This is a genomic window from Exiguobacterium sp. N4-1P, from assembly GCF_002214325.1.
Genome location: NZ_CP022236.1, coordinates 587067 through 601567, shown reverse-complemented (window position 1 = coordinate 601567; position 14501 = coordinate 587067). Strand labels below are relative to the sequence as shown.

The following is a 14501-nucleotide window of genomic DNA, read 5'->3' as shown; positions in this document are numbered from 1 at the left end:
TTTCCTCCTTATTCACTTAACCGTTCTTGATATAAATAACTTGCTGAAATATCAGCAAATAAGAACATCCCATTATTTAGCGGCATACTGAACGTTCGCGTTTGTTCACTCGAACTGAAATCGACGTATCGATCAGAGAGGTATCCCGTATGCCGTCGTTCCATCGCAACCGTAGTCCGAATGAAGTACGGTCGAAAACTCCAGTTATAACCTTTGTAAAACGCATATGTTTTCCATCCACCGCTCTTTTTACTAACGTTTGATGATTTTTGAAAGCCATTCGCGTCTGTGATGTAAAAGCGAATGAATTCGGGTTCCATCTTTTGGGCCAGCCTAATTAGCCATTCATCCAATGCTTCATCTGCTTTTAACGACTGGCAGTACTCATTAAACCGAACCGTCCAGTCTTGTTCGAGCTGGAACAAACGATTCATCTGTTCCCGGTCATATTTATAGAACATCGGCACTTCATGTAATAAGATTTCCATGCCTGGGCATGTCGTCACCCAGTCAGGTGTCGTCTCACCGAGTAGATTTCCCATGTAATAGCGCCCACCATGTTGCCATGCATACCGAAGTTGACCAAGATGGCTGATATTTTTGTAAAGAAGTGGCGCACCGAGCTGGTCACATAAGTGTTCCATCGTTTGTAACAGGTGCGGATAGCTCGCTGAAACGGTTTTTTTCTCAATCATCGAAGATAAGTCGACAATCAGCATGTCCGGCGACATGGCAAAAACGCGTTCTAAGCTCGTCGCCTCCGCACGATCAAGCGCAACCTTTAAGCCAGAGTTTTGATAGTACGCAACGATTCGTCCGAGTCGATCAAAGTCATCCACTTGGACATCGGTCAGTGTGACATATAACCGGTCTTCCGGAAAGTCGATCTGTGCGTCACGTAAGATACTCAAAAAATCTTCACCACCATTTTCGAATAACCAATCAGGTCGACAGCGGATTAAGACAAATGAATGCGCATCGGCCGGGACTTTTTGAAAAGCATGGCGAATGACATGACTCATGACTTCTAACTGGTATTCAATTGGTACATCATCTTCTTGAAAAAATGGCTTCAGCGGCTCACCGCGAAAATGAGATTGGATTTCATACCCTTCCACTTTAAAAGGTGCCGCTCCAACAATTGGTTGGAACCACGCCTCAATCTGTTCGGGATGAACAATGACATCTAATGCATCCATTCTTCTCCCCCCCTATTCTCTTGTTCTATCTTATCAAAAAAAAGACCACCCTGTAATCAGAGAGGCCCCGTCTTTAAAATAACGTTGTATCTTTTCTTAACGCAATGTACAAATAGACACCAAATGTCGCCGTTAAATAGATAATGCTCAGAACACCGTATTGAATGCCTGTAGCACCACCCTTACCAATCGCTAAGACGAGAAAAATAATCCCGCCAAACAATAACGTCGCTAAAGGGATATAACGAAAGTGTCCTTTTGTCGTCTGCTCGCTAATTTTTTTAGTTGCGATGAGCAGTCCAATCAGACAAATGAATGCTGCTGCATAAATGGTATACACGAACGATTCAGCCCTCTCTATATCTTTCATTGCTCATTTTATCATGAGAATTCATAAAAAAGAACCGACTTGTCTGTGACAAATCGGTTCGGATTTTTTACTTTTCAAAACGTGGTTTACGTCCGCCACGGTTACGATCACTTTCGCTACGGTTGCTACGACCAGCGTATCCACCTTCACGACGATCTGATGACGATGAACTACGGTTTCCTTCAGAAGGACGACCACCTTCACGGCGCTCCCCACCACGCGGGTTGCTGCCACGGTATCCGCCACCACGGTTAGAAGAACCAGAACCTGATCCACCTTTATTGCCGTAAGGACGACGGTTACCACCGCCACCGTTGCTACCAAAACGTTTGACACGGATTGGTTCGATTGACGAAATTTGAACTGGAGTTGCATCCGGCTCTTTCGTTAATCCTTTAAGCGCTGCTGCGATTAATTCAACCGCTTCATACTCTTCAAGAAGTTCTTGCGCGAGTGTTGTATACTCTTGTGAGTTTTTCGCTTCTACACGTTTGATGAGTTCTTGTGCAGCAAGCTTCAAGTTGCCTTCCAAGATTTCGTCAAGTGTCGGTGCGTGACGACGTGACATTTTTTTGTTTGTTACACGTTCGATTGTTTTGATTTGACCAAATTCACGTGGTGTAACGAACGTGATTGCTGATCCCGTTTTACCAGCACGTCCCGTACGACCGATCCGGTGAACGTAGCTCTCTGGATCTTGTGGTACATCAAAGTTGTAAACGTGTGTAACACCAGAAATATCAAGTCCACGTGCTGCAACGTCTGTCGCAACAAGGATATCGATTGTTCCTTTTTTGAAGCGACGAATGACTTGGTCACGTTTCGCTTGTGTTAAGTCACCGTGCAAACCGTCCGCCGTGTATCCACGTTGGATAAGTCCTTCCGTCATTTCGTCAACACGTTTTTTCGTACGACCAAAGATGATTGAAAGTTCTGGAGAATCTGTATCAATCAAGCGGCAAAGCACATCGAATTTTTGGCTTTCTTTTAGTTCGATGAATGATTGGTCGATGTTTTCGACTGTCATTTCTTTTGCTTTTACTTTGATGTGCGTTGGCGTTGTCATGAAACGATCCGCGATTTTACGAATCTGCGGTGGCATCGTTGCAGAGAACAAGAGTGTTTGACGAGTTGGCGGAAGTGTACCTAAGATTTTTTCGATATCTTCCACGAAGCCCATGTTCAACATTTCATCTGCTTCATCCAAGATGACTGTTTGAACGTGGTCAAGGTTTAATGTTTTACGGTTCATGTGGTCCATTAGACGACCAGGTGTCGCAACGACGATTTGTGGGTTCTTGCGAAGTGCACGAATCTGACGATCGATTTGCTGACCACCGTATACTGGCAATGCATGAACGCGTTTCATTTCACCAATGCGGTTAAGTTCTTCTGCTACTTGAATCGCAAGTTCACGAGTCGGTGCAAGGATCAACGCTTGGATATGGCGCGATTTTGCGTCAAGACGCTCAATCGTCGGAATACCGAATGCTGCTGTTTTACCAGTACCTGTTTGTGCTTGACCGATTAAGTCAACGCCGCTAAGACCGACTGGAATTGTTTCTGCTTGGATTGGAGTTGCTTCTTCAAAGCCCATTTTTAGGACACCTTTGATAAGTGCCTCACTAAGATTTAATTCACGAAATGTTGTCAATGCTAAATACTCTCCTTTGTCATATGAAAAGCGTCTGCCACTAAACAGACGCTACCGTAACGAATACAATCGACTACCTATTATAGCAGAAGCCCGTCCTTAAAGATAGAGGCTATTTCTACTGATAATAATGTTTAGGGAAGTCACCATCATAATCGTTGCCATAAGGGCGAGGGAAAGGCATGATGCCCGGACCGTTCAACGCTTTAAATCGCGCCGCTTGCCCCCACTAGTGATGGGGTTTTATTTGGAAATGGTCGCCGGTTAAAACCAGCCGCAACCACCAAAATGATGAATTCCTAACTATTTATTCGAAACGTAGGTTCAGTTGGCTAGCTTACTTCGTTAGCCGAATACCCGTTTCATGTTTTTCTATTTTTTTATCTTTCAACAATCGACCTAGAGCACGTTTGAAGGCAGCCTTACTTAGGCCGAATACCTCATCAATCGTCTCAGGAGGTGTCTTATCACCATACGCCATCTGACCGCCATGTTCAAGTAGGTGGTTCAGGATTAAATCCGCATCGATGTCGATTGCCTCGTGAGCACGTGGTCTTGCTGAAAGTAATACTGTACCATCTGGCTTCACATTTGTCACCCGTAATTTCATAACTTCTCCGAGACGCGGCCACCGTTCCATCTCTTGTTCATGTAGAAAACCAATCGATTGATCGTTCACCCAAACGTTGACACCCGGATCACGCTGGGCAAAGACAAGTCCTTCAACGTCCATGTTATTCCACTCTTCCGGTGCCGGTTGCGCCTTAAGATTGAAATAGGCATAAGGAGCCGGGTCACCTAACAAACGTAATTTTTGATCATGTTTCAAACGAATGTAAAGTTCGTCTCCCTCTTCCGGCCAAAATGTCCGGCGTTGCGGAAGATCGTCCAGCGAGACGAGAACATCCTTTTGAATTCCGATGTTCGCAAAAACACCTGTATTGTAACGTGTTCCGTTAATCGGTGCTTTGACGTAATCCTCAAATGACGCTTCCGGAATCGTCATTGATGAGGCGAGACGCCCTTCATTGTCTTGGTAAAGGAATACTTCGACCTCTTCTTCTAGCATGAGCGATTTCGTCTGTTCATTTTTATGAAGTAAGATATCCTCCGTACCATCACTTAAAAACACACCAAATTCTGCTTCACGCTCTACTTTTAATGTGACAACCTGTCCTGCACGTAGTGCCATTTATGGTCATCTCCTTTCATTAACTTGGTTAAGCTGAAACACTCAACTAACCGTAAGTTCTTTTCATCACCTTCAATACTATACTCTTTTTCAACCTATCTCCGACATCAAATGGAAGCGAACAGTTGTGACATTTTTGTGAACGAATCTGATTTAAGTGATTTTTTTGAAAAAAACAGATATGATAAAAGAATAGGAAAAAGAAGGTTTAGTTTTGGTAAATATGGGGGAAAAACTATGTTTCATGACATTCAATCGCGTTCTTTCGCAAGACGCTTTACAAAAACGTTAGTATTCGCTTTTTTCGCATTTCTCGCAACGATTGGAATTGTATTCGCTGAAGGGTCGAGTAGCACTGATTTGTCTCCAAAGACACCTGCACTCCAACAAATCGATACACCTTAAAATCTACATCTCATCGTGTAGATTTTTTTATTTGTTTCCGAGTTTTTACTGGACGATAAAGGAAATCCTGCTTCGTTAGCGAATTGCTTTACTAGACACACTTAGTAGAGTGACACGAAGGAGGAAGTACTGTGTATTTTTACTTATTTACGACGCTTACGGGTCTCATTAGTACATACCTTAGTTTTATCACGGGATATTATACCGATTCAGTCGGGATTTTCGTCTTCACCCTATCCATTTGTCTTTCACTTTCATCTTTTAGACAATTAATTCGTACGACATATCATGGTTATCATGAATATATGCAATACCGCCGCGTCAAAAAACAGTTGGAGCGTATGAAGAAACGGGAACACTCTTATCAATTGTCTTACGAACAAAATGACACAGTCGCATCACTTGCATTATCAACGACAGAACAGCATGATAAATAAAGAGTTTGACTTCATGTTTTTAGGAGGAACCGATTCATTATGAATGAAATACCACTATCCAACGGCTGGACACTTCGTTACTCACCTGTCATCGACTTATGGCTAAAAGAAGATGGTGTTTTACTCGTCGATCACGAAGATAAGGTACGTTTGACACTCATCCTCGATGAAGAGACGATGGAAATCAAACAAATCGATAATACGAATGCCTCGTTTTCCATCGATCCGACGACGAGACGCCTGACATTCGAACTCGGCGAGAGTGAAGAGGAATCTGAACCTCGTTACTGGGAATAAAGAAGAAGACCGGGTGCGATACCTGGTCTTTTTTTGTACAATAATAATACACAGTAAAAAAGGAGTTTGATGCCATCATGTTACGCACGATCATCTGGTTCATTCATTTTGGGCTAGTATTACCTCTTACATTACCATTTTTGCCTGGCGCAAAACGTCGAACACACGCCGCTCGCTACGCGTATACACAAAAAGTAGCACACGTTTGGGCGAATTCGCTCCTTCGCTTAGCTGGAGTGAAAGTCCGTCTGACAGGGGAAGAACATATTCCGTCTGATCAACCTGTCGTCTTCATCGCCAACCACCAAGGGAATTTTGACATCCCGATTTTGCTCGGACATATCGCAAAACCCAAAGCCTTTATTTCGAAAATCGAAGTCAATAAGATTCCAATCGTCAATGTCTGGATGAATTTAATGGGATGTGTCATGATTGACCGAAAAGATCGCCGACAGTCTTTAAAGGCGATTCGTGCCGGTGTCGAGACAATCAAAGATGGGCAATCGATGATCATCTTCCCGGAAGGTACTCGCTCGAAAGGCGGACCGATTGCTGAGTTCAAAGCAGGTAGCTTCACCCTAGCAACATCTAGTGGTGCACGCGTCGTTCCGATTGCCATTTCAGGAAGCTATCGTGTCATGGAAGAGACTGGTCGGATTCGACCGGCAACTGTCGATGTGACAATCCTTCCATCCATCGACCCTGCTACAATGACCCAAAAAGAACTCGTCGCTACTGTTGAACAACAAATCAAGCATATTGTAGAAGGAGTCTGACATGCTACTTAAAGTAGATCAATTAAAAAAAGAATTTGCTGATAAAATCGTTTTTGAAGACGTGACATTTTCCGTCACACCCGGAGACCGGATTGGAATTATCGGTGTCAACGGGACAGGAAAATCGACACTGCTCCATATTTTAGCAGGAAAAGAGACAGCTGATTTCGGTGAACTGCATCATCCGAACGATTACCGGATACGTTTACTTTCACAATCGACAGATTATCCGGAAGATCAAACAGTGATGGAAGTGCTCCTCTCCGGAAACACACCGACAATCAATGCTTTACGCCATTATGAAACAGCTCGTTTAGCGCTTGAACAAGATCCGACAAATGAAACGTTACTCAAACGATTCATCGATGCCCAAACGGAAATTGATGCCGCAAATGCCTGGGATACGGAGTCTCGCCTTAAAATGATTTTAACGCGACTTGGCATTACAGATTTAGAAGCAAAAATCGGTTCGTTATCGGGCGGCCAACGGAAGCGTGTCGGCTTGGCAGAAGCTTTGCTCGACGAAGCCGATCTATTACTACTCGATGAGCCAACGAATGAACTCGATGCAGAAACGATCACTTGGCTCGAATCACAAATCAAGGAATACCGTGGAGCGATTCTGTTGATTACCCACGACCGTTATTTCTTGAACCGCGTTACGAATCACATGATGGAAATCGCGAACGGGACGGCCCATTTTTATGTCGGAAACTATGAGTCATTCCTTGAAAAGCGAGCTGAGCGCCGCGAACGGACTGCTTCAATGGAAGAGAAGCGCCAAAACATTTTACGCCGTGAACTCGCTTGGCTACGTCGTGGTGCAAAGGCACGGACGACGAAACAAAAGGCACGGATTCAGCGTGTCGATGCACTCCAAGAACTCTCTTATGAAGAAGAAGAAGCAACACTTGAAGTACAAGTCGGTTCGACACGACTCGGTAAAAAAGTCATCGAAGCAACGGAACTTGGTCATACATTTGGTGAACGAACACTGTTCGAATCATTTAGCTGGTTATTCGGTCGAAAAGAACGTTATGGCATCGTCGGTCGGAACGGGAGCGGGAAATCGACACTGTTGTCGATTTTAGCGAAACAACTTGAACCGACTCAAGGGGAAGTCGTGCACGGGGAAACGGTCAAAGTTGGGTTTTATGGACAGTTCGCCGAGTTCACGCACCCGGAACGTCGTGTCATCGATGAAGTCGAACGGATCGCCCAGGTGATCACGACACTTGATGGTCAAGAAATCACAGCCAGTCAGATGCTTGAGCAGTTCTTATTCAAACCGGAAGCACAGTATAAGCCGATTGGTAAATTATCCGGTGGCGAAAAGCGTCGACTCAAGTTGTTGACGATCTTAATGGATGAACCAAACGTCTTGTTCCTCGATGAGCCGACGAATGATTTAGATACAGAAACGCTGTCGGTTCTTGAAGATTATCTCGAGTCCTTCCCCGGGACGGTTATCACAGTCAGTCATGATCGTTATTTCCTCGACCGTGTCGTCAATCGGTTACTTGCGTTCGAGAATAGTACGATTGTCTCTTATTATGGGCAGTATACGGATTACCTGGAACAGCGTGAGGATGAGACACCTGAAGCAGCTATCGTGACTGAGGTAAAAGAAGTGGTAGCTGCTCCAACCGACATCCCGAAAAAATTGTCTTATCAGGAACAACAAGATTGGACAACGATTGAGACACAGATTGAAAACGCGGAAGCTGCGCTTGAGCAACTCGAACAACAGCTCGCTTCGGCAGGTAGCGATATCGGGCAAGTTAATGAACTCTATCAAAAGATTGAGCAAGGAAAATCCCAACTCGATCAACTGATGGACTATTGGTCTTACTTGTCCGAGAAGATAGAGGCGTACGAATCTTATAAAAAATAATTTGTTTTTGATTTATTGTCTATTTGACCGTATATTTTCCTTTCCGGAAAAATGCGGTCTTTTTTCTTCTGTTCCAAGTACGTTTTTTCCAAATTGAGGGTAATGAATTATATAGTTAAACTGTTACTTTCATTAGACAGGAGGTTTTCTCATGTCAAAAGCGTTCAAACGAATGACAGGAGGAATCGTCATTTATTTGATTATCTCGTATACCATCCTTCTTTTAATTCCAAACTCATTCGTCTTACCCACAGCCGTCTTTTCAAGCTTTGTCGGGTCTTTATTGATTACGAGTGCCGCCATTTTATTTTATAGAAAAACACCTTCACCAGAACTTAAATGGATCCTCATTGCTGTAAGTGCTTATTTCATCGGAGACTTAGGTGGAGTTGTCAGTGGTTACTTTTCGCTCACGTCTGTCAATTTGAACGTCCTACTCGACTTTCCCTATACAATCCATCTCTTGACGATTACCATTTTTTTATTCCGTCTTTTGGATATTGAACATTTCCGTTCACAAAAGCTTTTAATTCTTGATTCATTGACACTTTTTACTGTCGCGATGATTGCTGGATACTTGACAATTTTTAAATACATCCCCGAATACACAAGAACGTTCGCGGAGCAGCTCAGCTGGGATATCTATTCATTCTTGACCATTCTCCTGACTCTTTTCTTTTTCTTACTCTATGCTTCCGGTTTAAAAAAACCGGTCTCGTTGTTCGCTTTTAGTTTTTTAATGGGTGGAACGTTTTTATTAGGTATGATCAACTTTTTATTTTACAGCTTTTTATTGAACGATTTTACTTTTTACGCAATGCTTTTATTACCGCTCTATCCGCTGAGTAGCTATTTTTTCATTAGTTTCCTAGTAACTTGGCATTTACCGATCATCGCTAAACAACAATTATTGTTACTTCGGATTGAACAAATTCTTCGTCCTTCTTTTTCATACATCTTACTATTACTGTTAATTACCTATGTCACGTTTTCACCTGTCACGACACGCTTCTACTTCATCACAATCGCGACCACTTTTTTACTTTTCTTAACGCGGCAGCTTTTTTCTTATCGCGAAAATGTACGCCTTTTACGAGAAACGACTTCGCTACAAGAAAATTTGGAAACCATCGTTTCACAGAAAACGGAGTTACTTCGGTTACGCGAACAAGAATTCAAGGCACTGTTCCTCTCCTATCCGCAAATGGTACTTGAAGTAAATCAAGCGAGTCACATTCTATCCGGAAATCCTGCAGCCATTCGAGAAGGATGGATGGAGAAGTCATTGAAAGACGAACAGGTCCGTCTTTTCAAACAAGTAATGGAGGCGCTACATGCCAATAAAGGGGTCCCTTCCTTATCAAAAACGTTTTATATCCCCCATGACGAAGAGGACCTCATCTACACGATGACGTCGATTTGTATAGCCGATCAAGAACGTGTCTTTATCATTTTATCCGACGTCACAGAAGATGTTCGCCAAGAACAATGGTTGGAGAAATTAGGAAATCATGACGCTTTGACCCGTTTACCGAATCGGCGCTTTTTTGAAGAACAATTGCAGACTCTCCTCCCTACCATACGACATGGATCGTTATTGTTTGTTGATTTAGATGGTTTTAAAGCTATCAATGATACGTACGGGCATGATGCTGGAGATTTATTACTTCAAGAAACCGCAGGCCGGCTACAACAACTAATTCAAGGAGAGGAGCTTGTCGCCCGTTTAGGAGGAGACGAATTCATTTTATTCACCGTTCGAGACGAAGATGAGACGACTGCATTTGCGAGTAAGTTGCTCGCATCACTCAATGAGCCGTTTTATATTAAAGATCAAACGATGTCTGTCACACCGTCCATCGGTATTTCGCTTTATCCGAGTGATGGAAAAAGTTCGAATGTCCTTTTGATCCGCGCAGACGAAGCCATGTATCACATTAAAAATACGAACAAAAATAATTTTCAGTTCGCCGCTCAACTAAAACGCAACTAGGAGGAAACGCATATGCAACAATCCCCCTACTTCATCAGATGGTTCCCTTCACTACTAATCATTTCTTTGATTTTAATTCTCTATTCATACACGCAAGGCTCATTCATGAACCACCTTGTCGAACAAATTCTAGAGTACTTGTCATTTCTTTTAATCGGACTTTTCATCCTCATCGCCTATAAAAAAGAACGGTCACTCGTCGTGCCAAGACGAAAATTTTGGATCATCGCCTTCATTTCACTTATCTTCTCGCTAGCTGCTTCGATTTTTGAAACCATTAACTTATTCAGTAATACGCTGTCTTTTCCGAACAGTTATAGCTTAATTTGTTTCTCCATTTCGCACTATATATTTTTAATCGGACTTTTTTACCGGATTGCTTCACAAAAGAGTTTTTCACAACATCTGCTTGCATTCGTGGATGCTCTAATCATCGTCGTTTTTTTAGGACTTGCTGCTTTTCATACATTAAGCGAACTGGCCGACCCGACAGCTAGTACGTTCCCGTACGATATGATCGTCGTCCTCAACACTTCACTCGGATTGTTTGTTCTCTTCTACTTCTTTTTTGTTCAAGAAACACACTGGGTTTCCCGAACGACGTTATCTCTACTATTCTTTTCACTGTTCATTCGTGGCATGTATGAAGTATCTGCTGTATACTTTCCAGATTTCACGGAACAATATTTAGTCTTTTCTCCTGTATTGATTCGTCTTGTTCAAAGTGCAGCAATCTTATGGCACCTTGATCACATCACTGAAGGTAAACAAGCGTCTCCTGTCGTTCAGAGAACTTGGCTGCCTTTGCTCGCAATTCCACTATTTTTACATTATGTCATCGAACTCGAAGGTAAAAAATTTGATGTGTTCATCATCTTATTGTTACTAATCATTCGACAAATCATCATCGCTCGGCAACATACGTTGCTCGTGCAAAAGTTAAACGAGCGAAACGAACAGTTAGCCGAACGCATCGAACACCGGATCCGGCAAATCAAAGAAAGTGAGCAACAAGTCCTGCCACTGTTTTCAAGTCATCCTGATCCAATCATCCGCTTTGATCAAAACGAAACAGCGACGTATGCCAATCTTGCGGCTCAAGCAACGTTTAAGCTTTCTGCCTTGTCAATCGAAGTACCCACTCACTCAGTCTTACATCTTCAGTCTTCCTTACAGCTTGATTCCAATCGTTATCTCGATGAATCTAACCGCCAATATGAATTAACAAAAATCCCCATCCACATCGCTTCAAAATCGGCCGGTCATTTCTTAGTCTTACACGACGTAACAGAACAAAAGGAGCGGCAGCAACGGATTGAATACCACGCGTTTCATGATGTTTTAACTGGTATCGGTAACCGTCGTTCGCTCGAACGGACATTCTTATCGATTGACCAGTCCGTAAACTATCTGGCGTTACTTGATTTAGACGGTTTTAAATTAATCAACGATACGTATGGGCACGAAGCTGGTGATTATGTCTTAATCGAAGTTGCTCGTAGAATGAGTCTAGACCTCGAACGCGAAGAGTCGGTTTACCGGCTGGGTGGTGATGAGTTCGCCTTGCTAACTTCAGCGAAAGATGAACTTTCACTCCGACGTCGCTGTAAACATTTCTTACAATTATTGCGTCGCCCTTATGTTTATAAAGGGCAAACGTTACATGTCTCGGCCAGCATCGGAGTCGCTCCATTTTTCGAAAACGATGATTTAGAAAGTTGGCTGAAACATGCTGATCTCGCCATGTATCGCATCAAAAACCGTAAAAAAAACGATATTGCGCTGTACCATCAAGATTTTTAAACGAACAAACGTCCATTCACCCTAGCTTAGGATTGAATGGACGTTTGTTTTTTGCTGTTATGCTTCAGGTCGTGGTGTAATGTTTCCCTCTTCGATATCGAGTAATAAGTCAATCAACTCCGCACAAAATTCAGGATACTGACGCAATAGTGCGTCGTCACCGACTTCATCGACAAAATCAGCTAAAAGAACACGCACTTCAGGTACAAGTGCCCGTGCAACCTTCATATAGGCGATTGCGAATCGCCATTTGCCTGAAATGTAGAGAAGTTTGCCGACTAACAGATCGCCAACCGCAACGTCAATCTCTGTCAAATCGGTCTGATACGTTTGTTCCGACATGATGTCGAAGACGCCGTCTTCTTTTACAAGGAAAAGCGACGGAACAGGATCGGCCAGCCCTCTTAAGGCACGATACAGACTTTGAGACATATCTTCTTTGACTTGTTCTAAAAAACGACCATGCGGTGTTTTCCCTTGTTCATCGGTCTCATAAAAAATGGCCCAATCGACGAACAAGTCTCGGAATAACTCAGCATCTTTTAAATACCAACGTCCTTCCGTCGCGATTTCTTCGATGAATGCGACCCAATCGGTGCTTCGAGCAGTGGCTGCTTCTTGATATAAAGTTTTGAGCGCTGTGTTCATCTCTGCTTCGGATACAGTCGTCGGAAACGGGATAATCTTTCGCTCACTTTTCATCGTGTTGGTCCTTTCCGGTGTGGTTTCGCCGGACTTTTAAGCGCTTCCGGTTCCGTGACTTCACGCTTTGGAATCACTTCCCCGCCATAAATCTCCATCGGTTCAATTTCCACACCCATTTGTTTCGCTAATGTTTTCAGGTGTTTCAGATCATGATCCGTGACGAGCGCGAGGACCATACCCGACGCGTTCCCACGTCCTGTTCGACCTGAGCGGTGGACAAAATCATCAAGGGATTCCGGTAAATCATAATGCACGACATGCGTGACGGCATCAATGTCCAGACCGCGTGCAGCAAGCCCTGTCGTGACGAGTAACGGAAACTCTCCCCGTTTATATGAACGTAACGTCTCCATCCGTTCTCTTTTCCCTTTTTCGGCATCTAAAATCCGGTATTTCAGCGAAAACTTGCTTAATTCACCGTTTAACGGACCGAGGAAAGAACGGTTGTTTATGAACGTCAACACTTTGACCTGTTGCATATTAGACAAACGACGTAACATTTCCGGTTTCAGACGACGGGATGTTTCGATGTAACCGAACTTGACTTGCGTCGTCTCCGTCCGTTCAACTCGGATGACTTCTGGATCATTCGAAAGTGTCCGTCCCCATGCTGCTGTCCGTTCAGGCAATGTTGCTGAAACGAGTGCTAACTGGCGGTCACGAAGCGCACTGTTCGCGATGCGCGTCGCTGATGCACTCATTCCACTTTCGTAGATTTGATCAGCCTCATCTAAAACAATCAATTTTACTTTATGCATCTTCAACTTTTTTGAATCAATCAACTCAACTAAGCGTCCTGGTGTCCCAACAATGATTTGTGGTTTTTTCTTGAGACGCTCATATTGACGTTTTAATTCAACGCCACCGATGAACGCACCTGACTTAATCCCGCTTCCTTGGGCAAATAATTGGATGACTTGATGAATTTGCATGACCAGTTCTCGTGTCGGTGCCGTAATCGCGACTTGAACGTGTGGTTCATTCGGATCGATGCGCTCGAGGGCTGGAATGACATAAGCGAGCGTTTTCCCAGTTCCTGTCGGCGCTTCGACTAAGACATCTTTCCCCTCACGGATTAGAGGAATGGCTTGTTCTTGAACGGGCATCATTTGTTCAAAGCGTGCTCGTTCCCACGCTTCATTAATAAAAGGTTTAGTAAAATTCATAACGTATCTTCTCCTACTCTCTTGTCTATCATTCTGTTACATATTCGAAACGATCATCGGTTTCAGTTTTAATACCGCGTAACGTCTGCGTATATTCATTTCCAGAATCGATTAACCGAATATGAAAAACGATTTCTGTCTCATTTTGTTGATCTGCACTTAACACTTCGAAACCTTGCGCCATTCGATCTTGCAGCTCAACAGCAAGTGTTTCAAAACCAGCAAGTACAGGATAAGTTGCTCTGACATCGATTGGGCGTCGAACTAATCGTGCGAGGTACTTCTGGTCGTAACCGATAAAGTCCTCGAAATCAAAATCATCTTCAAACCGGAGCCAAAACCCGTCGTCTTCAAACTCGGTGATCATCCCGATCCGTTCTGTTCCTTCAGTTGATACTTTTAGGGAAACCCAGTCCCCTGTTCGATAGTCTGCTTGCTCTTTTAATGGCGAAAACTCCATTCACTCCACCTCCACGTTCTATATTCCCTTTTTCATTGTCAACGATACGTCCTAAAAATACAAGGTAGCGCCGCGTGACTTTTATCACACTAGCTTCTGTCTCTATCCATTCCACTACAAATTAATGATACAGCTACAGAAAAATCCTTT

The 14501-nt window shown here is 43.4% G+C and carries 14 protein-coding genes; 7 read left to right on the top strand and 7 right to left on the bottom strand.

Annotation, left to right across the window (positions count from 1 at the left end; genetic code table 11):
- Positions 1–8: 8 nt before the first annotated feature.
- The 4 genes from A0126_RS03055 to A0126_RS03040 form a co-directional block, all read right to left on the bottom strand.
- Entirely contained in the window at positions 9–1199 is a 1191-nt protein-coding gene (locus A0126_RS03055) for an EAL-associated domain-containing protein (protein WP_088836405.1), read from the bottom strand.
- Between the two features lie 73 nt (positions 1200–1272).
- Complete coding sequence (locus tag A0126_RS03050; protein WP_029332742.1) at positions 1273–1539, bottom strand: hypothetical protein; 267 nt, start codon at positions 1537–1539, stop codon at positions 1273–1275.
- 97 nt (positions 1540–1636) lie between these two features.
- The gene (locus A0126_RS03045; RefSeq protein ID WP_088836404.1) at positions 1637–3223 is read right to left on the bottom strand and encodes a degradosome RNA helicase CshA; all 1587 of its coding nucleotides are present in this window, start codon (positions 3221–3223) and stop codon (positions 1637–1639) included.
- A gap of 337 nt (positions 3224–3560) precedes the next feature.
- Positions 3561–4415, bottom strand: coding sequence for a S1-like domain-containing RNA-binding protein (locus A0126_RS03040; protein WP_029332740.1), 855 nt, complete (start codon positions 4413–4415; stop codon positions 3561–3563).
- Between the two features lie 237 nt (positions 4416–4652).
- Here A0126_RS03040 and A0126_RS19375 point away from each other — a divergent pair, with 237 nt between their 5' ends.
- The 7 genes from A0126_RS19375 to A0126_RS03010 all read left to right on the top strand — a co-directional run bounded on the left by A0126_RS19375 (position 4653) and on the right by A0126_RS03010 (position 12020).
- Positions 4653–4820, top strand: a complete 168-nt coding sequence (locus tag A0126_RS19375; protein WP_204251421.1) for a hypothetical protein — start codon at positions 4653–4655, stop codon at positions 4818–4820.
- A 131-nt stretch (positions 4821–4951) separates the two neighbouring features.
- On the top strand, positions 4952–5257 hold the full coding sequence (locus A0126_RS03035) for a hypothetical protein (protein WP_088836403.1): 306 nt from the start codon (positions 4952–4954) through the stop codon (positions 5255–5257).
- A gap of 39 nt (positions 5258–5296) precedes the next feature.
- On the top strand, positions 5297–5554 hold the full coding sequence (locus A0126_RS03030) for a hypothetical protein (RefSeq protein WP_029332738.1): 258 nt from the start codon (positions 5297–5299) through the stop codon (positions 5552–5554).
- A 77-nt stretch (positions 5555–5631) separates the two neighbouring features.
- Entirely contained in the window at positions 5632–6330 is a 699-nt protein-coding gene (locus A0126_RS03025) for a lysophospholipid acyltransferase family protein (RefSeq protein ID WP_088836402.1), read from the top strand.
- A gap of 1 nt (position 6331) precedes the next feature.
- Positions 6332–8224: an ABC-F family ATP-binding cassette domain-containing protein gene (locus tag A0126_RS03020; RefSeq protein ID WP_088836401.1), complete on the top strand. Its 1893-nt coding sequence runs from the start codon at positions 6332–6334 to the stop codon at positions 8222–8224.
- A 151-nt stretch (positions 8225–8375) separates the two neighbouring features.
- Positions 8376–10217, top strand: a complete 1842-nt coding sequence (locus tag A0126_RS03015) for a GGDEF domain-containing protein (protein WP_088836400.1) — start codon at positions 8376–8378, stop codon at positions 10215–10217.
- A 12-nt stretch (positions 10218–10229) separates the two neighbouring features.
- Positions 10230–12020, top strand: a complete 1791-nt coding sequence (locus A0126_RS03010; protein ID WP_088836399.1) for a GGDEF domain-containing protein — start codon at positions 10230–10232, stop codon at positions 12018–12020.
- A gap of 57 nt (positions 12021–12077) precedes the next feature.
- Here A0126_RS03010 and A0126_RS03005 read toward each other — a convergent pair whose 3' ends face one another.
- Genes A0126_RS03005 through A0126_RS02995 form a run of 3 tightly spaced genes read right to left on the bottom strand, consistent with a single transcriptional unit; the run spans position 12078 to position 14351 of the window.
- A complete protein-coding gene (locus A0126_RS03005) occupies positions 12078–12722 on the bottom strand; it encodes a hypothetical protein (RefSeq protein WP_088836398.1) in 645 nt (214 codons plus the stop codon).
- Positions 12719–13891: a DEAD/DEAH box helicase gene (locus tag A0126_RS03000; protein ID WP_088836397.1), complete on the bottom strand. Its 1173-nt coding sequence runs from the start codon at positions 13889–13891 to the stop codon at positions 12719–12721. The genes A0126_RS03005 and A0126_RS03000 overlap by 4 nt, the downstream gene beginning before the upstream one ends.
- Before the next feature lie 28 nt (positions 13892–13919).
- Positions 13920–14351: a hypothetical protein gene (locus A0126_RS02995; protein ID WP_088836396.1), complete on the bottom strand. Its 432-nt coding sequence runs from the start codon at positions 14349–14351 to the stop codon at positions 13920–13922.
- Between the last annotated feature and the right edge of the window lie 150 nt (positions 14352–14501).

Coding starts and splice junctions, on each gene's coding strand:
- A0126_RS03005 (WP_088836398.1), bottom strand. CDS start 12,722: ATGAAAAGTGAGCGAAAGATTATCCCGTTTCCGACGACTGTATCCGAA.
- A0126_RS03000 (WP_088836397.1), bottom strand. CDS start 13,891: ATGAATTTTACTAAACCTTTTATTAATGAAGCGTGGGAACGAGCACGC.
- A0126_RS19375 (WP_204251421.1), top strand. CDS start 4,653: ATGTTTCATGACATTCAATCGCGTTCTTTCGCAAGACGCTTTACAAAA.
- A0126_RS03040 (WP_029332740.1), bottom strand. CDS start 4,415: ATGGCACTACGTGCAGGACAGGTTGTCACATTAAAAGTAGAGCGTGAA.
- A0126_RS03010 (WP_088836399.1), top strand. CDS start 10,230: ATGCAACAATCCCCCTACTTCATCAGATGGTTCCCTTCACTACTAATC.
- A0126_RS03025 (WP_088836402.1), top strand. CDS start 5,632: ATGTTACGCACGATCATCTGGTTCATTCATTTTGGGCTAGTATTACCT.
- A0126_RS03030 (WP_029332738.1), top strand. CDS start 5,297: ATGAATGAAATACCACTATCCAACGGCTGGACACTTCGTTACTCACCT.
- A0126_RS02995 (WP_088836396.1), bottom strand. CDS start 14,351: ATGGAGTTTTCGCCATTAAAAGAGCAAGCAGACTATCGAACAGGGGAC.
- A0126_RS03055 (WP_088836405.1), bottom strand. CDS start 1,199: ATGGATGCATTAGATGTCATTGTTCATCCCGAACAGATTGAGGCGTGG.
- A0126_RS03020 (WP_088836401.1), top strand. CDS start 6,332: ATGCTACTTAAAGTAGATCAATTAAAAAAAGAATTTGCTGATAAAATC.
- A0126_RS03015 (WP_088836400.1), top strand. CDS start 8,376: ATGTCAAAAGCGTTCAAACGAATGACAGGAGGAATCGTCATTTATTTG.